20 protein-coding genes are annotated in these 19,684 nt (G+C 68.8%); 11 read left to right on the top strand and 9 right to left on the bottom strand.

What is annotated here, in order from left to right:
- Positions 1-14: 14 nt before the first annotated feature.
- Both ORI60_RS32115 and ORI60_RS32120 read right to left on the bottom strand, forming a co-directional pair.
- Entirely contained in the window at positions 15-512 is a 498-nt protein-coding gene (locus tag ORI60_RS32115; RefSeq protein WP_266041751.1) for a hypothetical protein, read from the bottom strand.
- 45 nt (positions 513-557) lie between these two features.
- On the bottom strand, positions 558-1,472 hold the full coding sequence (locus ORI60_RS32120) for a nucleoside hydrolase (RefSeq protein ID WP_266041752.1): 915 nt from the start codon (positions 1,470-1,472) through the stop codon (positions 558-560).
- Positions 1,473-1,541: 69 nt separating this feature from the next.
- Here ORI60_RS32120 and ORI60_RS32125 point away from each other — a divergent pair, with 69 nt between their 5' ends.
- The 6 genes from ORI60_RS32125 (at position 1,542) to ORI60_RS32150 (ending at position 6,153) form a co-directional block, all read left to right on the top strand.
- On the top strand, positions 1,542-2,807 hold the full coding sequence (locus ORI60_RS32125) for a Gfo/Idh/MocA family protein (protein ID WP_266041753.1): 1,266 nt from the start codon (positions 1,542-1,544) through the stop codon (positions 2,805-2,807).
- Between the two features lie 183 nt (positions 2,808-2,990).
- Positions 2,991-4,037, top strand: a complete 1,047-nt coding sequence (locus tag ORI60_RS32130; RefSeq protein ID WP_266041754.1) for a Gfo/Idh/MocA family protein — start codon at positions 2,991-2,993, stop codon at positions 4,035-4,037.
- Between the two features lie 37 nt (positions 4,038-4,074).
- Positions 4,075-4,590, top strand: coding sequence for a hypothetical protein (locus ORI60_RS32135; RefSeq protein ID WP_266041755.1), 516 nt, complete (start codon positions 4,075-4,077; stop codon positions 4,588-4,590).
- Between the two features lie 170 nt (positions 4,591-4,760).
- Entirely contained in the window at positions 4,761-4,964 is a 204-nt protein-coding gene (locus ORI60_RS32140) for a cold-shock protein (RefSeq protein ID WP_030476842.1), read from the top strand.
- Between the two features lie 107 nt (positions 4,965-5,071).
- Positions 5,072-5,644: an AAA family ATPase gene (locus ORI60_RS32145; RefSeq protein ID WP_266041756.1), complete on the top strand. Its 573-nt coding sequence runs from the start codon at positions 5,072-5,074 to the stop codon at positions 5,642-5,644.
- Positions 5,641-6,153 (top strand): hypothetical protein, encoded by a 513-nt coding sequence (locus ORI60_RS32150; RefSeq protein WP_266041757.1) that lies wholly within the window; start codon positions 5,641-5,643, stop codon positions 6,151-6,153. The genes ORI60_RS32145 and ORI60_RS32150 overlap by 4 nt, the downstream gene beginning before the upstream one ends.
- A 3-nt stretch (positions 6,154-6,156) precedes the next feature.
- Here ORI60_RS32150 and ORI60_RS32155 read toward each other — a convergent pair whose 3' ends face one another.
- The 5 genes from ORI60_RS32155 to ORI60_RS32175 all read right to left on the bottom strand — a co-directional run bounded on the left by ORI60_RS32155 (position 6,157) and on the right by ORI60_RS32175 (position 11,115).
- The gene (locus ORI60_RS32155) at positions 6,157-6,732 is read right to left on the bottom strand and encodes a TetR/AcrR family transcriptional regulator (protein WP_266041758.1); all 576 of its coding nucleotides are present in this window, start codon (positions 6,730-6,732) and stop codon (positions 6,157-6,159) included.
- Positions 6,729-8,645: a YhgE/Pip family protein gene (locus tag ORI60_RS32160; protein WP_266041759.1), complete on the bottom strand. Its 1,917-nt coding sequence runs from the start codon at positions 8,643-8,645 to the stop codon at positions 6,729-6,731. The genes ORI60_RS32155 and ORI60_RS32160 overlap by 4 nt, the downstream gene beginning before the upstream one ends.
- Positions 8,642-9,271, bottom strand: coding sequence for a hypothetical protein (locus ORI60_RS32165; protein WP_266041760.1), 630 nt, complete (start codon positions 9,269-9,271; stop codon positions 8,642-8,644). Before ORI60_RS32165 ends, ORI60_RS32160 begins: the two co-directional genes overlap by 4 nt.
- Positions 9,272-9,349: 78 nt before the next feature.
- Complete coding sequence (locus ORI60_RS32170; protein WP_266041761.1) at positions 9,350-10,270, bottom strand: GNAT family N-acetyltransferase; 921 nt, start codon at positions 10,268-10,270, stop codon at positions 9,350-9,352.
- An 11-nt stretch (positions 10,271-10,281) separates the two neighbouring features.
- Entirely contained in the window at positions 10,282-11,115 is an 834-nt protein-coding gene (locus ORI60_RS32175; RefSeq protein ID WP_266041762.1) for a class I SAM-dependent methyltransferase, read from the bottom strand.
- 179 nt (positions 11,116-11,294) lie between these two features.
- Here ORI60_RS32175 and rpsA point away from each other — a divergent pair, with 179 nt between their 5' ends.
- From rpsA to coaE, 3 genes are all read left to right on the top strand, one after another.
- Positions 11,295-12,785, top strand: a complete 1,491-nt coding sequence (rpsA, locus tag ORI60_RS32180; RefSeq protein WP_053737214.1) for a 30S ribosomal protein S1 — start codon at positions 11,295-11,297, stop codon at positions 12,783-12,785.
- Between the two features lie 563 nt (positions 12,786-13,348).
- Positions 13,349-13,966 carry a hypothetical protein gene (locus ORI60_RS32185; protein WP_266041763.1) on the top strand — a complete coding sequence of 206 codons (618 nt, stop codon included), beginning with the start codon at positions 13,349-13,351 and terminating at the stop codon, positions 13,964-13,966.
- 22 nt (positions 13,967-13,988) lie between these two features.
- Positions 13,989-15,137 (top strand): dephospho-CoA kinase, encoded by a 1,149-nt coding sequence (gene coaE / locus ORI60_RS32190; protein WP_266041764.1) that lies wholly within the window; start codon positions 13,989-13,991, stop codon positions 15,135-15,137.
- Here coaE and ORI60_RS32195 read toward each other — a convergent pair.
- Complete coding sequence (locus ORI60_RS32195) at positions 15,113-15,454, bottom strand: hypothetical protein (RefSeq protein WP_266041765.1); 342 nt, start codon at positions 15,452-15,454, stop codon at positions 15,113-15,115. The genes coaE and ORI60_RS32195 overlap by 25 nt on opposite strands.
- Positions 15,455-15,719: 265 nt before the next feature.
- Complete coding sequence (locus tag ORI60_RS32200; protein WP_266041766.1) at positions 15,720-16,229, bottom strand: DUF402 domain-containing protein; 510 nt, start codon at positions 16,227-16,229, stop codon at positions 15,720-15,722.
- Between the two features lie 50 nt (positions 16,230-16,279).
- Between ORI60_RS32200 and ORI60_RS32205 the strand changes: the two genes are divergently transcribed.
- Positions 16,280-17,386: a DUF5685 family protein gene (locus tag ORI60_RS32205; RefSeq protein ID WP_266041767.1), complete on the top strand. Its 1,107-nt coding sequence runs from the start codon at positions 16,280-16,282 to the stop codon at positions 17,384-17,386.
- Between the two features lie 66 nt (positions 17,387-17,452).
- Positions 17,453-19,615, top strand: a complete 2,163-nt coding sequence (gene uvrB / locus ORI60_RS32210; RefSeq protein WP_323055964.1) for an excinuclease ABC subunit UvrB — start codon at positions 17,453-17,455, stop codon at positions 19,613-19,615.
- The last annotated feature ends 69 nt before the right edge of the window (positions 19,616-19,684 follow it).

Raw genomic sequence — 19,684 nt, forward strand, 5'->3', positions numbered from 1 at the left:
GTCTCAGCCGGAGATCAGCACTCGACGAGCAGGCTCTTGATCGCCGCCTCGCCCTTCGTCTCGTCGTTGGCGACGAGCGCGGACTTGATCTCCTTCGCCGCGTCCCTGCACTTCTGCGAGCTCACCGCGTCGGCCTCGGCCTTCTTCTGCGCGGCCACCGCCCGGTCGGTGTCCTCCGCGCTGTTCTCGGCCTTCTTGGTGAGGTCCGTGATCTCGCGGTCCTTGCCCTCGACCTGCTTCGACAGGTCGGCGGAGCGGTCCTTCTCCTGGAAGAAGAGCACGCCGAACGCGGCACCGGCGCCGAACAGCAGCACGACGAACAACGACAACACGACGATGCCGGTCTTCTTCGGCTTCGGCGCCACGGGTGCCGGCGCGACGGGCTGCTGCTGCAGTGGCGGCGCGAACGCGGGAGGCGTGTACACCTCGAACTCCGGCCCGGCGGGCACGCTGTCCCGCTGCTGCACGGTGGTGTCCGCGGACTGCTGCGGATCGAAAACAGGATTGGTCATGATTTCCCCCAAGGAAGTCCCCCTGGGCTTGTCATCGCCCGGCCGTCAACGCTGTTGCGTGAGCCGGGACACGGCATCGACCACCAGTGGGAAGAACCGGTCCACGTCGAGCCCGACGGCCACCCGCGCGTTCGGCTCCCGGCCGAGCCTGCCGTGCAGGTCCACGACCGTCGCGCCGCGGGTGAACGTCCCCGCGGTCTCGATTCCCACGAACGCCTCGACGCACGTCACCAGCGTCGGGTCGATCACCCGCGCCACCGCCACCGGGTCGTGCAGCGGTGGTGCCGCGAACCCGAACACGTCGCGGTAGGTCGCCGCGAAGAACGTCATCAGCTCCCCGCACGTCCGCCCGAGCGGCCCCAGCGCGTTCAACTGAGCCACGATTTCCGGCGTCACCAACGCCTGGTGCGTCACGTTCAGGCCGACCATCGTGATCGGCACGCCGCTGCCGAAGACGATCGCGGCCGCCTCCGGGTCGACGTGGATGTTGAACTCCGCGTACGGCGTGGTGTTGCCGCGCTCGGTCGACCCGCCCATGAGCACGATCTCGCGCACCGCGGCAGGCCCGTACCGCCGCAGGTACATCGCCACGTTCGTCAGCGCGCCGGTGGCCACCAGCGTCGCCGGCATGTGGGCGTGCATCACGTCGATCGCGTGTTCTTCGACCACGCCGACGGTCAGCGGGCCGGGCGCCGGGCCGTCCATTCCGGACTCCCCGTGGATGTCCTCCGCCACGTGCAGCGGTCGCACCAGCGGTTGTGCGCACCCGCGCGCGATCGGCACCGAGATGCCCGCGGCGGAGCAGATCCGCCGGGCGTTCGCGGTGACCTTGTCCAGCGTCTGGTTCGCGGCCACGGTGGTGATCGCGCGCAGGTCGATCTCGGGTGAGCCGGCCGCGAGCAGGATCGCGATCGCGTCGTCGTGGCCGGGGTCGCAGTCGAGCACCACAGGAGTCGGCATGTCCTCATCTTGACGAGGTCGTGGCCGGTGCCGCTAGCGTGGAGAAAACGTTTGCAGGGGAGGCTGGGGATGGCGCGCAGGCGGTACGCGGTGGTCGGCACGGGCTCGCGGGCGGAGCGGCACGTTCACGCCATCGCGGTCGAGCACGCCGGCACCTGCGAGCTCGTGGCGTTCGCCGACGTGAACCGGACCAGGATGAACGTCCACAACGACCGCCTCGCGGAACAGGGGGTCGAGCCGGTCCCCGTCTACGACGCCGAAGACTTCCTGAAGATGCTCGACGAGCAACGGGTCGACGTGGTGGTGGTGACCACCGTCGACCGTTTCCACGACACGTACATCGTCGAGGCGTTGGACGCCGGTCGTGACGTCGTGACGGAGAAGCCGATGACGACGGACGTCCCGTCGGCCGGCAAGATCCTGGACGCGGTGCACCGCAACGAAGGCAGCGTCACCATCACCTTCAACTACCGCTACAACCCGATCCACGAGAAGGTGCGCGCGCTGCTCGCGGACGGCGCCGTCGGCGAGATCGGGTCCGTCCACTTCGAATGGCTGCTGGACACCCGGCACGGCGCCGACTACTTCCGCCGCTGGCATCGCGACAAGGCCAACTCCGGCGGTCTCATGGTCCACAAGGCGACCCATCACTTCGACCTGCTCAACTGGTGGGTCGGCTCGGTTCCCGAAACCGTGTACGCGCAAGGACGGTTGTTCTTCTACGGCAAGGAGAACGGCGAGCGCCACGGTTACACCCACGACGACAGGTTCGACATCGAGCTTGAGCGGAACGCCTGGCTCAAGAAGCTCTACGTCGACGCACGGCACGAGGACGGCTATCGCCGCGACCAGAACCCGTTCGAGCCCGGTGTGTCCATTGAGGACGACATGGCGGTGCTCGTCCGCTACGCCAGCGGCGCGAACCTGACCTACCACCTCACGGCCTACTCGCCGTGGGAGGGCTACCGGCTGATGGTCAACGGCAGCAAAGGCCGGCTCGAACTGGAGGTCGTGGAGAACTCCTGGGTGTCGGGCCAGGACCCTTCGGTGCACGGCGTCAGCGCCAGCCCCGAACGGGGATGGGCGAAGGTCTCGGTGCAACGGCTGTTCGCCGAACGCGAGAACATCCCGCTGCAGTACGACAGGGACGGGCACGGCGGCGCGGACCAGCGCATGGTCGACGCGCTGTACGGACCTCCAGGACAGCGGGACCCGCTGGGTCGCAAGGCGACGCACCGCGACGGCGTGCTCTCCCTGCTGACCGGGTTCGCCGCCAACCGCAGCTTCGAGACGGGGCAGGCGGTCCGCGTCGCCGACCTCATCGACCTCCGATAGCGGTCACCGTGCTCCCGGCGCCATTGCCCGTTCGGGTGGCTGTGTTGACGCTTCGGATGCCGTTGGTACCGGGATGCTGTCGCAAACGAGTCTTGGTTGGCGCGGCGCATTGAAATTACCGGCACCTCGCCTGATGCTGGTGGCCGCGTTGGTGGCGGAGTCCGCCCGAGAAGGGTGATCGCGATGCGTGTTGCGCTGGTCGGTGCTCGGGGACACGGGGCGCGGCACGTGGCGAACCTGGTCCGGCTCGGCCACGACGGGCTCGCCACGTTCGTCGGGGTGGTCGACGTGGCGGACGTCGACGTGCCGGTGCCGTCCTACCCCGACCTGCCGTCGCTGGCCGCCGAGCTCCACCCCGAGGTCGTCGTGGTCTCCTCGCCGCCCTCGACCCACCGCGACCTCGTGCTGACGGCGTTCGAACTGGGCTGCGACGTGCTCGTCGAGAAGCCGGCGGTGCTGTCGGTGGCCGACTTCGACGAGATCTCCGCGAAGGCGCTGGAACGGGGCCTGGTGTGCCAGGTCGGTTTCCAGACGCAGGGCACCGGCTCGTACCGGCGGCTCTGCTCGTTGATCGGCTCCGGCGCGCTGGGCGACATCACGGGCATCGGCGCCGCCGGGCGCTGGGTGCGCTCGGACTCCTACTACGAGCGCTCCGAGTGGGCGGGGCGGCAGGGCGAGGACGGAACGCTCGTCAACCCGTTCGCGCACGCCCTGCAGAACGCGCTGCTGCTCGCCGATGTCGAGGAACGCGCTGACATCACCGTCGAGCTGGAGCTGTACCGGTGCCGCGACACGATCAGTGCGGACGACACTGCCTGTGTCCGAGTCACGGCTGATGGTGCGCCACCGGTCGTAGTCGCCACCACGCTCTGTGCCACGACATCGTTGCCACCGGTCGTCCTGGTGCACGGAACGCTCGGGCAAGCGGTCTGGTGGTACGACGACGACAGGCTGACGGTCAACGACCACCGCATGGCCGTGGCGCCGCCGGCCGACCTGCTGGAGAACCTCATCCGGCACCGGCAGACCGGCGAGCCCCTGGTCGCGCCGCTGGCCGCCGCACGGGCGTTCACGTCGATCGCCGAGCAGTGCGGCAAGGCCGACGTGCCGCTGGTGTCCGCCCGCCGCGTCGGTGAACGGGTGGTGCTCGACGGCATAGACGAGGTCGTCGTGCGGGCGGCCGAGAAGATCGCGACCTTCACGGAGCTGGGCTGCGGTTTCGGACGGTAGTGTGCCGCGCAGTTCGCCGCGTTCGGGGAGAGTTGCGTTGGACACCTACATCGACCTGAAGGACGTCCGGGTCACCGGTTACGTCAGCACGGGCCTGATCGCGCTGGTCGTCGCCGAGTCGATCTGGGGCACGATCAACGACTGGCGGGGCGGCTCGTCGACGTGGAGCTTCCTCGCCATCATGCTGATGGTGCCCGCGGGTGTGGCGTCCGTCATGTGGTTCCGCGGTGTGACCCACAACGCCGAGGCGATCGCGCTGCACGGGGTGCGGACGGTCTCGCAGGTGTGGAAGGCCAGCGACCCGGCGCAGCGCGAGGTGCCGTTCGCCCAGCGCGTGGCGAGCCCGTTGATCAGGCCCTGGCAGTACGCGTTCCTCGCGATGGTGCTGAGCGACGTGGTCGAGTCGCTGCTGCTCGACACCCCCTTCTACGTGGTGTTCTCCACTCTGTCGACGCTGTGCGCGATCGGCGCGGGCGGGCTCGCGTGCTTCCTCGTCCTCCGCATCTCGCTCATGCAGCAGCGGTTCGCGGTACCTCAGCGCAAACGCGGCTGAGTTGGGGTATAGTTCTTCGTTGGTTGCAGTTTCGTGTTCGTGTCTTTCACGCTCGCCAAACTTCAGTTGCGAGCGCTTCTCCTTCTTCACGGTTGGGGCAAGGCTCATGACCAACCACGGAGCGGCTGCACAGTGCGGCTCGCTCTTCAGTAATCAAGGAGAAGCAGTACATGGCAAACGGCACCGTCAAGTGGTTCAACGCTGAAAAGGGCTTCGGCTTCATCGCCCCCGAGGACGGCGGCGCTGACGTCTTCGTCCACTACTCGGCCCTCAACGGCGGCGGCTACCGCAGCCTCGAGGAGAACCAGAAGGTCTCGTTCGACATCACGCAGGGCCAGAAGGGCCCGCAGGCGACGAACGTCACCGCTCTCTGACTTTGTCCCACCCCGAAGGGCCTCCGGAGTTCCGGGGGCCCTTCGGGCTTTTCCAGGGCCGCTCCGCACACGTGTCGTGATCATGGGGTTTTCGCTAGCCTGACCCGATGCCGTTGCTCGGACCAGCTGATCCGCTGCCGCACGTGCCCCGGCGCATCCTCGTCGCCGGCAACGCCGGATCCGGCAAGTCGACGCTCTGCCGGCGCATCGCCGAGCAGCACGCGCTGCGGCGGGTCGAGCTGGACAGCCTCTACTGGGGTCCACAGTGGACGCCGCGCCCGCAGTTCTTCGCGGAGGTCGCCGCGTTCGCGCAGGAGGACCACTGGGTCACCGAGTACCAGTACAAGGCGGCGCGGCCGGTGCTGCTCGCCAGGGCGGACACGGTGGTGTGGCTCGACCACCGGTTCCCGGTCGTGATGGGACGGCTGGTGGGTCGCACGATCAGACGTCGCGCGGCAGGCGTGGAGTTGTGGAACGGTAATCGGGAGTCGTCGCTGTGGTCGGCGTTCACCGACCCCGGGCACATCCTGCGCTGGGGCTGGAAGAGCTTCCGGCGCAACCGGGCCAGGGTGCTCGCCCTGGTCGACGACGTGGTGGTCGTGCGGCTGCGCGGGCAGGGGCAGGTGGAGCGGTGGCTCTCGGGACCGCTCGCCTCGGTCGGGGAGGAGCGTGCTCGGTGAGAACGGCGCTGGTGCTCGGAGGCACAGGCATGCTGACCGGTTGCGCGGGCCAACTCGTGGCACGCGGATGGCGGGTGGTGCTGCCGTCGCGCACGCAGCCGCTGATGGCCGACGACGGCCCAGGACGGGCCGCGAGGGCGTCGATCTCGAGGGGCCATCGGCCGACGTGGGTGAGGGCCGACTGGGCCGAGCCCGCCAAGCTCGCGTCGGAGGTCGAGTACGAGCTCGACGGCCACCTGGTGAACCTGCTGGTGGCGTGGGTGCACGACAGTTATCGCGTGAGCGTCCTCAATGCCGTGCGGCACCTTCTCGCAGAGGGAGCGCCGGTGGTGGAGGTGCACACGTGCGCGCCGGTGCCGGACCCGGTGCTCCCGCACCCGACGCAGCAGGTGTTGCTCGGTCACTTCGCCCACGACGCCACGCTGCGCACGAACCGCGCGGTGCTGAAGGCCGTCGAACGAGGGCTGGAAGGCCGGGCGCCCTCGTTGCACCACGAGGACGCCCACTGACGCTCACCGAGCCGAACGCATCCCCCGCACCAGCAGCATGACCGACTCGCGCACCTCCGCCCGCGACCGCTCCGGCTGGAACACCTGCCAGTCCAGCGCGATCACGAGCAACGTGCCGAACAACGCCGCCGACGCGGTGCCGACCTCGACCCCTTCGGGCAGGCGGCCCGCGTCGGCCAGGCGCTTCATCTGACCGCGCACGATCGAGACGATGTCGTCGCGCAGCAACGAGAGAGTGCCGTGCCATTGGCCGGGCGTGCGCCACAGCTCCGAGACGAGGAGCTGGCCGAACGCCGGGTACTCGGCCCAGAAGCCGAGCATCTGGTCGACCAAGGCCTCCAGCGAGTCCTCGGACCCCTCCGCCGACCGCAGCCGGCCCGCGAGGATCTCCACCCCGTGGTGCAGCAGCGCTTCGACCAGGGCGTCCTTCGAGGCGAAGTTGTAGTAGATCGTGCCCTTGGCGACGCCCGCCTCCGCGGCTATCTCGTCGACCGTCACCGAGGCCGCGCCCCGTTCGCCGACCAGCTTCAACGCCGCGTCGAAGAGCTTCTGCCTGGTCGCCGTCGTCCGCGCGCTCACAGCACGAGCTCCGGCTTCAGCTTGGACGCTGTCCACACGCGCTGCTTGTAGGCCGCCACGGACGTCAAGGCTAGGGCTCCGAGGAGCCAGGCGAGAAGGATCAGGGCGTCCTTTCCGACGCTGCCGAGGTCACCGCCGTACATCAGGTGCCGCAGGCCGTCGACCGCGTACCCCATAGGCAGGCCGTAGTGCAGCGGGTACAGCGGCACCGGGATCGTCTGCCACGGGAACGTGCCACCTGCGCTGACCAGCTGGAGGATCAGCAGGATCAGGCCGAGGAACTTGCCGACGGCACCGAACGCGGCGTTCAGCGCGTGCAGGATCGCCACGAACGTCAGCGACATGAGTGCGAGGAATCCGAACGTGCCGATGGGGTTCGACGGCTCGATGTCCACCACGAACCGCACGACCGTGAACATCACGAGCACCTGCACGATGCCGAGCAACGCGCCGGGTAGCCAACCGCCCACCGCGACCCTCAGCGCTGACTGACCGGCGGCGAGAGCACGGCGTGAGAGCGGGCGCAGCAGCAGGAACAGCACGAACGCGCCGATCCACGTGGCCAGGCCCAGGAAGAACGGAGCGAGGCCGGCGCCGTACGTGGCGGCCTTCGTCTGGGACAGGCCGCGCACCGCCACCGGGTCGCCGATCGCCTGTGCGATGGCCGCCCGCGTCGGGTCGTCCTGGTTCGGGATCTTGTTCACGCCGCCGGACAGGCCGTCGCGCAGCTGCGCCGATCCGTCGGCGATCTTCGCGGCGCCGTCCCTGAGCTGCGGAGTGCCGGTGGCCGCCTTCTGCAGGCCGTCGCGGAGCTGGGCGTTGCCGTCGGCGAGCTTGGTCGCGCCGTCGTCGAGCCTGCCGATGCCGGCGACCAGGCCGGGCATCTTGGACGAGAGCTGCTCGGCGCCGTCGGCCACCTGGTCCGCGCCGGTCGCGAGCTTGCGGAGATCACCCGCGGCGCCCTGGACCTTGCCGTTGGCGTCGTCCACCGGCTGGCGCACCTGCCCGATCGTCGTCAGCACGCGCTGCACCTGCTCCTCGGTGAAACCCAAGGCGCGCAAACGGTTCGCGATGTCGCCGTTGGCCTGGTCGAGCACGCCGACGAGTGCCTGCGCCTTCTTCGCGTACTCCTCGGCCTGCGTCGCGGCGGTCTCGTTGCCGGTGGCGACCTGGCGCGCGCCGTCGGCGATCTTCTGGGCGCCTTCGGGCAGCGGCGCGGTCTGCGCACGGAGTTCATGCGTGCCGTCGCGGAGCTGTGCGGCGCCGGTGGCCGCCGTCACCGCACCCGTGGAGAGCTGCTGGACGCCGCTGTCGAGCTCGCCGAGCTTGTCGCGCAGCGTCGTGCTGCCGTCCGCGAGCTGCGTGGCGCCGTCGACGGCCTTGGTGGTCTCCTGGCGGATCGTGGAGAAGCCGAGCAGCAGCCTGTCGGCGGCCTCGGTGGAGACCTTCGCCGTGACGGCCCGGCGCACCTCGCTGACGACCTGGTTCGCGATCGTGCTGCCCAGGTAGTTGTTGGCGTCGTTCGTCGTCAGGGTCAGCACGCCCTGGCGCGGCTTGTTCTGCTCCGCGGACGTCAGCGCCTCGGAGAAGTCCTCCGGCAGGGTGAGCGCGAAGATGTACTCGCCCTTGCGCACGCCCTCGTCGGCGTCGTCGACGACCTTCCAGTTGAACTTCTTGCCGGTGAGCAGCTCGTCCGCGACGTCCTTGCCGGCGTTGAGGTCCTTGGCGCCCTTGTCCTTCACGACCAGCGCGGCGGGGACGTGGTTGAGGTTCGCGTACGGGTCCTTGTTGGCGTACAGGTACAGCGACGCGTACAGCAGGGGCACGAGCGCCAGAGCCAGGACGGCGAGCTTGGGGAGCTTGCCGGAGGTGACCCGGCGGAGCTCGTTGAAGGCCATGCGAAGGGCGCTCATGCGGTGATCTCCATCTTGGTGTCGTTGTCCTCACCAAGGCGCGCGTGCGGGATGTCGAGGATGTGAGCGGAGGAGTTCGAGCACAGGACGACGACGGACCGTTCGGGGGTCACGTGGTCGTGGGCCAGTGCGAGCCACTCGCGCGGGTCGGGGTGGTAGCGGTCGGGGCAGTCGAGGACCAGCCCCGTCACGCCAGGACGTGAGGCGGCCAGGTCGAGCAGCACCGCGCACCGGGTCTGCGCCGGGACGTGCTCGAAGCGCTTGTCCGCGTGCTCATCGGCGGCGTGCTCCACCAACCAGTCGTGCACCGCCTTCTTGCCGGACGGCATGCCGTTCATCGCGAGCTCCTCGCCGACGACGGCGGACAGGCTCAGCGCTTCCTCCGGTTCGTTCACCTCGGGGGCGTCGACCAGGACGACGCGCTTGCGCAGCGTCTTCGCGTCCGGGGACACGGTGCCCGTGGAGGGCTTCATGCGGCCGGACAGCAGCAGGCCGAACGCCGTGTGACCGGTGCCGGGCTCGCCCGCGACCAGGGTCAGCTCTCCGGGCTTCACGGTCAGCGAAGTCGGCCGGAGCAGGGGACCATGGCCCCCGTTGACGCCTGCGCGACTTGCGTGGATCTCCACGTCTTTACCTTCCGTTTAAACTGACCGGTCAGTACAAATTCTCGCGCAGTCGTCGGCGCCCTGCAACTCGGACATAGGTCACCTAAGGGCGGCGGCGGGGCGTACTTCCCAGACGGTCCACAGCGGCCGGTAGCCCTGACGAGGCCAGAACACGCTGCTCAGCGGGTTCGGCGGGTTGTAGTAGAGGTACGTGCCGACCGTGCCCATCCGGTGAAGTTCCTGGTGGGCATAGGCGAGGAGCTGCTGGCCGATGCCGGAGCCGCGCGCGCCCGGCAGGACCGAGACGCAGTTCACATAGCCCCAGCGGCCGCGCGGCAGCCGTGCCGCCGCGGGCGTGCCGGGCTCGGACGACACGATCGCGCACTCGGCCAGCGCGACCGCGATGCCGTCGCGCTCGGCGAGCCAGATGGGACTCGCGTTCTTGAGGCGCTCGACCAGCGCGCGGCGTTTCACGTGGGCCGCGTTCGGGCGCACGATCGTCGAGCCGACATAGGAGGAGTACTCCAGCTCGGCGAGCGACAGCTCGAGCACGGTCTCCAGGTCGTGCGGGGTCGCACGGCGCATCGTGAGCGTGCGGGAGATGTGCTGGGCCGGCGTCCGCAGGCGCACGGCGAGCACGGACAGCGGGACGAGTCCGTGGTCCAGGAACGCCCGTGCGGCTTTGACGTCGCGGCTCGGCCAGTGCACGACGCACGCCGTGTCGTCGTGCAGTTCCTGCGTGTCGAGATGACGGCGGAAGCGGGTGAGCAGCGCGTCCATGCCCTGCGAGTCGCCGACGAGCGGCAGCATCTCCCACACCTCGGCGGCCGACCACAGCCGCGTGGTCGTGTGCGGCTCGAAGCTCTGGTGGCTGACGACCCCGGCCACGCGCGTGCCGTCCGCCAGCGCCGCCGTGAGGACGTGGCCGTCCGAGGGCGGTTCGGTGGCGGGCGGGAGCAACGGGTCCAGTGAGGCGAAACGGGCTGACTGGGCCGCCACTAGTCCGCGTGCCGTGGTCATGGCACGTGAGATTACGACGTCAGGCGGGTCCGGAAGATCGCGGTGCCGGGGAAGAGCTTGCCGCGCAGCGGGCTCCACTGGCCCCAGTTGCGGGTGTGGCCCTTCGGCCACTCGGGCTCGACCAGGTCCTCGAGCACGAAACCGGTGCTCGTGAGCGCCCGGACGTAGTCGCCGAGCGTGCGGTGGTGTTCGACGTAGGTCGCCTTGCCCTCCTCGTCCACCTCCACGTAGGGCGTGCGGTCGAAGTACGACTGCGTGACGGTCAGACCGAGAGGGCCGGGGTCGTCGGGGAAGATCCACCTCATCGGGTGGTTGACCGCGAACACCCAGGGCGCGCCGGGCCTGAGCACGCGGGCGACCTCGCCGAAGACCTCCTGGACGTCCGCCACGAACGGCACGGCGCCGAACGCGCTGCAGGCGGCGTCGAAGGAGTCGTCGCGGAACGGCAGCTGGTCCGCGCTGGCCTGGACGAGCGGCACGTCGATGCCGGTCTCGGCGTTGTTGCGGCGGGCGTGGCGGAGCATGCCGGCGGAGATGTCGAAGGCGGTGACCTCGGCCTTGTGGTCCTTGAGCCAGCGAGCGCACATCGCACTGCCGCAGCCCACCTCCAGGACGCGCTGACCAGCGACGTCACCGAGGAACCGGGCGTCGGCCTCGCGCAGGCCCTCCGGGCACCACACGAAGTCCGCCGCGCCGAGGAACTCGCCGTGCGTCTCGTGGTAGTCGTCGGCGTCCGCGTCCCACCAGATCCGGTTCGCCACGCGCGACTCGGCGGCGTCCGCCCCGCGCTTGACGATGCCTGCGGTGCCGAGCGCTTGTTCCGCGCTCGCGTGCTGGTTGGACACACTGCTCCTTCACATGGGGGCTGGTTTGCTTGCGCGTCTCGCGGCCGCGTACGATATCGCGTGCGTAGTGGGTTAGTGCTGCCCATGATCCAGACCCGCCGGATTCCAGGTCGCTGCGACGCTGCGCGCGCACCACTACCAGCCAATCAATGCCAATCCGTACCGGAGCCACCTACCTAATGTCCACCGACACCACCACCGCCCCCGTTGCCGCTGCTCCCAAGCAGGTCGCGATCAACGACATCGGGACGGAGGAGGACTTCCTCGCAGCTATCGACAAGACGATCAAGTACTTCAACGATGGCGACATCGTTGAGGGCACGATCGTCAAGGTCGACCGGGACGAGGTCCTGCTCGACATCGGCTACAAGACCGAGGGCGTCATCCCCTCGCGTGAACTGTCGATCAAGCACGACGTCGACCCCAACGAGGTCGTCAAGGTCGGTGACGAGGTCGAGGCGCTTGTTCTCCAGAAGGAGGACAAGGAAGGCCGTCTGATCCTCTCCAAGAAGCGCGCCCAGTACGAGCGCGCGTGGGGCACCATCGAGGCCCTCAAGGAGAAGGACGAGCCCGTCAAGGGCACGGTCATCGAGGTCGTCAAGGGTGGTCTCATCCTCGACATCGGCCTCCGCGGCTTCCTCCCCGCCTCGCTCGTCGAGATGCGTCGCGTCCGCGACCTCCAGCCGTACGTCGGCCGTGAGCTCGAGGCGAAGATCATCGAGCTGGACAAGAACCGCAACAACGTGGTCCTGTCCCGCCGCGCGTGGCTGGAGCAGACCCAGTCCGAGGTCCGCAGCGAGTTCCTCAACCAGCTGCAGAAGGGCCAGGTCCGCAAGGGCGTCGTGTCCTCGATCGTCAACTTCGGTGCCTTCGTGGACCTGGGTGGCGTCGACGGTCTCGTCCACGTCTCGGAGCTGTCCTGGAAGCACATCGACCACCCGTCCGAGGTTGTCGAGGTCGGCCAGGAAGTCACCGTCGAGGTCCTCGACGTCGACATGGAGCGCGAGCGCGTGTCGCTGTCGCTCAAGGCGACGCAGGAAGACCCGTGGCGTCAGTTCGCCCGCACCCACGCGATCGGTCAGATCGTGCCGGGCAAGGTCACCAAGCTGGTTCCGTTCGGTGCGTTCGTCCGCGTGGACGAGGGCATCGAGGGCCTGGTCCACATCTCCGAGCTGGCCGAGCGCCACGTCGAGATCCCGGAGCAGGTCGTCCAGGTCGGCGACGACGTCATGGTCAAGGTCATCGACATCGACCTCGACCGTCGCCGCATCTCGCTGTCGCTCAAGCAGGCCAACGAGGGCTTCACGGTCGACACCGAGTTCGACCCGACCCAGTACGGCATGGCCGCCGAGTACGACGACCAGGGCAACTACATCTACCCCGAGGGCTTCGACCCGGAGACCCAGGAGTGGCAGGACGGCTTCGACAAGCAGCGTGAGGAGTGGGAGCGCCAGTACGCCGAGGCGCACACTCGTTACGAGGCCCACATGAAGCAGATCCGCAAGGCCGCCGAGGCCGAGGAAGAGGCTTCGGCCGAGGGTGCGGGCAACTACACCTCCGGTGGCGACGCTCCTTCCACGTCCGTGGGCGCGCCGGCTCAGTCCGGTGGCACGCTGGCTTCCGACGAGCAGCTCGCGGCTCTCCGCGAGAAGCTGTCGGGCGGCATGTGAGTCGCTAGCTAGACCTTCGAAGGCCCCTGCACCCTTTGGGTGTGGGGGCCTTTGTCGTTTGGCTTTGTGGGTGGCGGGCGGTGGCCCGGTGGGGCGCGACCTTGTGGGTGGTCACCTTGCGGGCGGCGACCTTGGGTTGCGTGCTTTCCCTGGGGGCGCTGCCCCCAGACCCCCGGCAATCTGATCAGGGGGCCCGCGCCGTGCGCGGGTTGATGGCACGCCTGTTGCGTTGGGCGGCTGCCTGTTGCGTTGCTGGGTGCGTTGGCGGTGGGGTCCCATCACGAGCCGCACCAAGAGCGGGCCACACCTGAGGGGTGGGGTCAAGTCGACGAAAAGCGTGTCGACTTGACCCCACCCCTCAGGTGCAGCAAGTGCTGTGGCGCGACTCGTGATGGGACCCCACCGCCTTTGCCTTGTGGAAGGACGGCTCGCCTTCGGCTTCGCTTGGGTGGGCTGCTGCTCGTCTTTGCTTCGCTTGGGTGGCTTGTCTTTGTCGCGCTGTCGGGTGCTTGTTGTCCACTCTGTGGTGGAGGCTGAACCTCGTTGTGTAGGTTGCTAAACCTATGCGTGGGAACAAATTCTTCGTGGCACTGGGCGTGGGTGTGCTGGCGGTCTGCGCCGCCTGCTCGGCTGCCGCGCCGCAGACTCAGGCGCCGCCGCCCCAGATTCCGAAGATCACGCCGTCCACGACTCCCTCTCGGGTGCCTGTGATGGTGGACCGGGCTTTGCCCGACGACTGTGAGCTCGTGGTGCCCGTCGACGTCATGAATGCGACGCTCGGGCAGGAGCTTCCCGGGGAGCCTCGGATCATCGTCGGCATCAAGGAGCCTGCCATCGGGCGGACCGGGAAGATCGATTGTTACTACGGCATTCCCGAGAAGAAGGGGCTGCCGGACGCCAAGATCGTCATCGGGCTGTCCACCTACAACGACGATCTGACGGCTCGTACTCGTGTCACCGAGAGCGTCGAGGCCGAGCGGGGCGAGGGCGCGAAGATCACCGAGGTCGACGTCGGCAAGCAGAAGGGGACGTTGGTCGAGGGCAAGGACGAGCAGCTGTTGATCGGGTCGCTCGGGAAGTCGACGTTCGTGGTGCGCAACCGGCACAACTTCATCCCCAAGGAGAAGCTCATCGCGATACTGCCGGTGCTGGCCGTGCAGTCGATGACGCCGCCGGTGTGAGTGTCCGGCTAACCTGACCCGCATGCTCAGGGTGGGGTTGACCGGGGGGATCGGGTCCGGCAAGTCGACGATCGCGCGGCTGCTGGCGGAGAACGGTGCCGTTGTCATCGACGCGGACAAGCTTGCCCGGGAGGTGCTCGAGCCGGGTACCGACGGGCTTGCCGAGGTCGTCAAGGCGTTCGGTGAGGACGTGTTGAACGCGGACGGCACGCTGGACCGGGCCGCGCTGGCGGCCAAGGCGTTCGCCACCGAGGAGGCTCGGCAGACGCTCAACGGGATCACGCACCCGCGGATCGGTGCGCTCACCGGGCAGCGGATGTCGGAGGCCCCCGAGGACGCCATCGTGGTGCACGACATCCCCTTGCTGGTGGAGCGGGACATGGCGGCCGTCTACCACCTGGTGATCGTCGTCTTCGCCGACTCGGCCACGCGGCTGGAGCGGCTGGTGACGAGTCGCGGGATGGACCGGCGGGACGCCGAGAACCGGATCGCCGCGCAGGCCACCGACGAGCAGCGGCGGGCCGTTGCGGACGTGTGGCTCGACAACAGCGGTGAGGTTCCGGACATCACGGCGTTGTGGGATCGGCTGGTCGGGTTCGAGAAGAACCTGCGCACGGGGTCGTACGCGTCCGGGTCGCCGCTGGTCGTGCCCTACGACGAGCGGTGGCCCGCCGAGGCCCGGCGGATCGCTCGGCGGATCAGCGTGGCGGCGGGTGGCCGGCGCGTCGAGCACATCGGGTCCACGGCGGTGCCGGGGCTCGCGGCCAAGGACGTGCTCGACTTCCAGCTCGCCGTCGAGGACATGGAGACCGCCGACGAGCTGCGGGAACCGCTGGCTCAGGCCGGTTTTCCGTACGTCGGGCCGTACGTGGACACGCCGCGCGGGGAAGGCGACTGGAGCAAGCGGCTGCACGCCGGGGCGGATCCCGGGCGCCGGGTGAACCTGCACCTGCGCGTGGAAGGTGCCGCGAACTGGCGGTGGGCGATCGACTTCCGGGACTGGCTGCGGCACGACACCGCGGCGCGCGACGAGTACGCGAAGGTCAAGCTCGAACTGTCACGACGGTTCGCGGCCGACGGCAACGGGTTCGCCTACGGCGAGGCCAAGGAGCCGTGGATGGAGGCGGCCGCGAGGCGCGTCCAGGCCTACAGGGGCGGCCAGGAGTCGTAGATGCCGTGCCACGTCAACCACGACGTCAGGTTGTGGTTGACGTTGCTGAGCTCTTCGAGGGTGCGGTGGACGGTGCGCAGCGCCTGGTCGGCGTCGCCCGGTCGCAGCACGCGGCCAGCGACCGCGGCGGCGAAGTCCTCGCTGCGCACGATGCGTGCCGTGGTGCCGCCGGGGACGGCCAGGCCCAGCAGCAGGTCGGTGGTCTGCCAGTGGCGGTGGTCGCGTTCGACCCGCACGGCGGACAGCACGCTCGGGCTGCTGCGCGCGTGCCGGGAACGCGGGCGGTAGGTGGTCAGGCGCAGGCCCAGTTCGGGCATCAGCCAGGTGACCTCGGAGTCCGAGAAAGGATCCTCCGGAGTGGGGTGCTCGATTCGCAGACCCCACCGTTCGGCATAGCACGAACTGAGAGTTCGCGAGCCGCCCGACGAATACGAGCGCACGCCCGAAATGGTGTCGACGACATCGACCAACTGAGGTGTAGTGACCGCTCCCACGCCGCCGAGCGTAGTCAAATATGTGCTCCCAGTTACACGCCGGGTCGATTTGTTACGTCACGGTCAGGTGACGAACACGCTCTGTGTATCAGCGCCAGGTCGTGGGACAACCCGAATAGGTGAGCCACCTGACCACATCGTGACCGTGCGCTGAAATACCGGACACCGCCGAGTAGGTGGTTTCCAGCGCCCATTGCGCGCGTTCCGCCGAGATCAGGTTCTGCTGCACCGCGGAGATCAACTCGTCGGTGTCCAGAACTGTCACGCTGTGCCCCGTCCGGACTATCAGGTCGAGGTACAGGTCGGTCGTTTTCCAGACGCTGCCGATCGCGTTGATCTCCACCACGTCGACGTAGAAGTCGAAGTCGATCTGGTGGCCGGGGTGCCAGGACTGGCGCGTCACGCGGATGTTGAGCTTCGGCAGGAACCAGCTCTCGAAGTGGCTGATCTTCGGATGCCCGGCGAGCGGCCGGAACATGTAGAGGCCCGTCGGTGTGAGCCGGAACTCGTCGACCCTCCTCAGCTGCCCCTTGGGGTCGGTGTTGCTCTTGGCGTCCAGGTCGAAGTACTCGATCTTCGGCGGATGGATGTGTGCCACGTCCGCGATACTGCCATCGCCGGGCGCCGCGGCCACTTAGGATGCCGCGCATGTTCGGGATCATCCGCCCCTGTCGCAACAGAATGGGCGCTGAGCTGCGGTCCGCGTGGCTCTCACACCTTTGTGGAATGTGCCTGTCGTTGCGCGACGAGCACGGTCATCTCTCGCGCCTCGTCACCAACTACGACGGGCTGATGATCTCGGCCGCGGTGGAGGCGCAGTCCGGCGTCTCACGGCGGACCGCCGGGCCGTGCGCGCTGCGCGGCATGAAGTCCGCGGACGTGGCCATCGGCGACGGAGCGCGGCTGGCGGCCTCGGTGTCGCTCGTGCTCGCGTCGTTGAAGATCCAGGACCACGTGGACGACGGTGACGGCCTCGCGGGCCGGCTCGGGTGGGCGGGGCGCGCGGTGGCGCAGCGCTGGGCCTCCAAAGGCCTCGGAACGGCGTCCGACCTCGGGTTCGACGCGTCGGTGATGGTGGACGCGGTGCGGCGGCAGCCCGAGGTGGAGGCCGGAGCGGGGCTCGGCAGCTCGGTGCTGGTGGTCACCGAACCCACGGAGACCGCGACCGCGTTCGCCGTCGGGCAGACCGCGGTGATCGCCGGGCGGCCGCACAACGTCGAGCCGTTGCGCGAGGTGGGGCGGCTGTTCGGGCGGGTGGCGCACCTGATCGACGCCGTCGAGGACCTGGAGGAGGACCGCGCCTCGGGGGCGTGGAACCCGCTGCTCGCCACCGGGACGCCCGTCGACGAGGCACACCGGCTGTGCCTGGACGCCGTGGCGGGGATCAGGCTGGCGCTCGGCGACGTCGAGTTCACCGACGCGCGGCTCGTGCACAAGCTGCTGGTGCACGAGCTGGAGGAGTCGATCATCCGGGTGTTCGGCAAGCGCAAGCGGCACGACTACCCGCCGGGCAAGCCCCGCTGGTCGGACCCCGGCAGCGGGCTGTGGTCGTATCCCCGGCTCAACTGGCAGCGGCAGCCGCGCGGGTGCTTCGAGGGCTGCGGCGCGTTCCTCTACATGTGCGGGACCTGCCAGTTCTGCTGCCGCGACCCGTTCCCCGGGCCGTGGAGCGACAAGCGGCGCGACGGCTGCGACCCCGGTCCCGACTGCGGCCCGAACTGTGACTGCGACTGCAACTGCTGCCCCTGCGACTGAGGTTGCCGGAGGGGTCTGACCAGGCACAATCGGAAATTGTCAGACCCCCGGCGTACCGTGCTTCCCGTGGCTTTCGCAACCGAGCTCCCGCCAGAGGAAAGCACCGTCAAGGCGCACTCCGAGCACCGTCCCGTCGGCGACATCGTCCGCTCCGACGGGCAGTTCCGCGTGGTCAGCGAGTACCAGCCGGCGGGCGACCAGCCGGCGGCGATCGCCGAGCTCGAACGGCGCGTGCGCTCCGGTGAGCGCGACGTCGTGCTGCTCGGCGCCACGGGTACCGGCAAGTCGGCGACCACGGCGTGGCTCGTCGAGAAGCTGCAGCGCCCCACCCTGGTGATGGCGCCGAACAAGACCCTGGCCGCCCAGCTGGCGAACGAGCTGAAGGAGCTCTTCCCGCACAACGCGGTGGAGTACTTCGTCAGCTACTACGACTACTACCAGCCCGAGGCGTACATCCCGCAGACGGACACGTACATCGAGAAGGACTCCTCGATCAACGAGGACGTCGAGCGCCTGCGCCACTCGGCCACGATGTCGCTGCTGACCCGGCGCGACGTCATCGTGGTCGCGTCGGTGTCGTGCATCTACGGCCTGGGCACGCCCCAGTCGTACCTCGACCGCTCGATCCCGCTGGAGACGGGCGTGGAGGTCGACCGTGACGCGTTCCTGCGCCTGCTGGTCGACGTCCAGTACACCCGCAACGACATGTCGTTCACCCGCGGCTCGTTCCGCGTGCGCGGCGACACGGTCGAGATCATCCCGTCCTACGAGGAGCTCGCCGTCCGCGTCGAGTTCTTCGGCGACGAGATCGACAAGCTCTACTACCTCCACCCGCTCACCGGCGACGTGGTGAAGGAGGTCTCCGAGCTCCGGATCTTCCCCGCGACGCACTACGTGGCGGGCCCGGAGCGCATGGAGCGCGCGATCCGCGACATCGAGGCCGAGCTGGAGACGACGCTCGCGCAGATGGAGCGCCAGGGCAAGCTGCTCGAGGCCCAGCGCCTGCGCATGCGCACCCAGTACGACCTGGAGATGATGAAGCAGGTCGGCTTCTGCAACGGCATCGAGAACTACTCGCGCCACATCGACGGCCGCGGGCCGGGGACGGCGCCGGCGACGCTGCTCGACTACTTCCCGGACGACTTCCTGATGGTCATCGACGAGTCGCACGTGACCGTGCCGCAGATCGGTGGCATGTACGAGGGCGACGCGTCCCGCAAGCGCAACCTCGTGGAGCACGGCTTCCGCCTGCCCTCCGCGCTGGACAACCGCCCGCTGACCTGGGAGGAGTTCGCCGACCGGATCGGCCAGGTCGTGTACCTGTCGGCGACCCCGGGCCCGTACGAGATGGGGCAGACCGGCGGGGAGTTCGTCGAGCAGGTCATCCGCCCCACCGGCTTGGTCGACCCCGAGGTCGTCGTCAAGCCGACCGAGGGCCAGATCGACGACCTGGTGCACTCCATCCGCGAGCGGGCCGAACGCGACGAGCGGGTCCTGGTCACGACGCTGACCAAGAAGATGGCGGAGGACCTGACGGACTACCTGCTGGAGCTGGGGATCCGGGTCCGGTACCTGCACTCCGAGGTCGACACCCTGCGCCGGGTGGAGCTGCTGCGCCAGCTCCGTCTCGGCGAGTACGACGTGCTGATCGGCATCAACCTGCTGCGGGAGGGCCTCGACCTCCCCGAGGTGTCGCTGGTGGCGATCCTCGACGCCGACAAGGAGGGGTTCCTGCGGTCCGGGACGTCTCTGGTGCAGACGATCGGCCGTGCCGCTCGCAACGTGTCCGGTGAGGTCCACATGTACGCGGACCGGATCACCGACTCGATGCGGCACGCGATCGAGGAGACCAACAGGCGGCGTGAGAAGCAGGTCGCGTACAACGTCGAGCGCGGCATCGACCCGCAGCCGTTGCGGAAGAAGATCACCGACATCCTGGAGGCGGTCTACTCCGAGATCGAGGACGAGGTTCCGGTCGGCGGGTCCGGGCGCAACCAGTCCCGGGGCAAGCGGGCCGCGGGGGAGAGCGGGCGGTCCTCCGGCGTGGTGGCTTCGGCCGAGCGGGCCGGGATGGCCCGGTCCGAGCTGGCCGATCTGGTGCAGTCGCTGACCGACCAGATGATGAACGCCGCCCGGGATCTGCAGTTCGAGCTGGCCGCCCGGCTGCGGGACGAGATCCAGGACCTGAAGAAGGAGTTGCGGGGGATGGACGCGGCCGGGGTCAAGTGACCCCAAGGCCGGTCTGCGTGCGATGGGTTCGCGTTGGCTGAGGGCTTTGCCCTCAGCCTCCCGGCTCTC

It is taken from the genome of Lentzea sp. NEAU-D7, from assembly GCF_026242055.1.
In the GTDB taxonomy this organism is placed as follows: Bacteria; Actinomycetota; Actinomycetes; order Mycobacteriales; family Pseudonocardiaceae; genus Lentzea.

Bases quoted from the DNA above. Each gene is read 5' to 3' on its own strand.
- ORI60_RS32140 (WP_030476842.1), top strand. From the start codon at position 4,761: ATGGCAAACGGCACCGTCAAGTGGTTCAACGCTGAAAAGGGCTTCGGC.
- coaE (WP_266041764.1), top strand. From the start codon at position 13,989: ATGCTCAGGGTGGGGTTGACCGGGGGGATCGGGTCCGGCAAGTCGACG.
- ORI60_RS32145 (WP_266041756.1), top strand. From the start codon at position 5,072: ATGCCGTTGCTCGGACCAGCTGATCCGCTGCCGCACGTGCCCCGGCGC.
- ORI60_RS32125 (WP_266041753.1), top strand. From the start codon at position 1,542: ATGGCGCGCAGGCGGTACGCGGTGGTCGGCACGGGCTCGCGGGCGGAG.
- ORI60_RS32205 (WP_266041767.1), top strand. From the start codon at position 16,280: ATGTTCGGGATCATCCGCCCCTGTCGCAACAGAATGGGCGCTGAGCTG.
- rpsA (WP_053737214.1), top strand. From the start codon at position 11,295: ATGTCCACCGACACCACCACCGCCCCCGTTGCCGCTGCTCCCAAGCAG.
- ORI60_RS32120 (WP_266041752.1), bottom strand. From the start codon at position 1,472: ATGCCGACTCCTGTGGTGCTCGACTGCGACCCCGGCCACGACGACGCG.
- ORI60_RS32130 (WP_266041754.1), top strand. From the start codon at position 2,991: ATGCGTGTTGCGCTGGTCGGTGCTCGGGGACACGGGGCGCGGCACGTG.
- ORI60_RS32115 (WP_266041751.1), bottom strand. From the start codon at position 512: ATGACCAATCCTGTTTTCGATCCGCAGCAGTCCGCGGACACCACCGTG.
- ORI60_RS32170 (WP_266041761.1), bottom strand. From the start codon at position 10,270: ATGACCACGGCACGCGGACTAGTGGCGGCCCAGTCAGCCCGTTTCGCC.
- ORI60_RS32160 (WP_266041759.1), bottom strand. From the start codon at position 8,645: ATGAGCGCCCTTCGCATGGCCTTCAACGAGCTCCGCCGGGTCACCTCC.
- ORI60_RS32185 (WP_266041763.1), top strand. From the start codon at position 13,349: ATGCGTGGGAACAAATTCTTCGTGGCACTGGGCGTGGGTGTGCTGGCG.
- ORI60_RS32195 (WP_266041765.1), bottom strand. From the start codon at position 15,454: ATGCCCGAACTGGGCCTGCGCCTGACCACCTACCGCCCGCGTTCCCGG.